The sequence below is a fragment of the Salifodinibacter halophilus genome, assembly GCA_012999515.1.
In the GTDB taxonomy this organism is placed as follows: Bacteria; Pseudomonadota; Gammaproteobacteria; order Nevskiales; family Salinisphaeraceae; genus Salifodinibacter; species Salifodinibacter halophilus.
Map to the genome: position 1 here is coordinate 1 of JABEEB010000369.1, position 261 is coordinate 261.

Annotated in this window: 1 protein-coding gene; it reads left to right on the forward strand. The window is 73.6% G+C overall.

What is annotated here, in order from left to right:
- Positions 1-261 (forward strand): polyketide synthase (locus HKX41_12065; protein ID NNC24870.1); only part of this gene is annotated, 261 nt, incomplete at both ends.

Sequence of the window (261 nt, forward strand, 5' to 3'; positions counted from 1 at the left end):
CGCGCGATCCGCGCGCCGCCGCCGGCCTGGACGAGGAAGCCCTGTTCGAGCGCTGGCAAGACCTGCGCAGCGGCTATGCGCAAAGCAAATGGGTGTCCGAGCGCCTGCTGCGCGCCGGCAGCGCGCGCGGCCTGCCGTTCGCGGTGTATCGCCCCACCCACATCAGCGGCGACAGCGCCACCGCCGCCGGCAACGACCGCGACACCTGGAGCCTGTTCGTCGACGCCTGCCTGCGCCACCGCTGCGTGCCGGACATCGAGG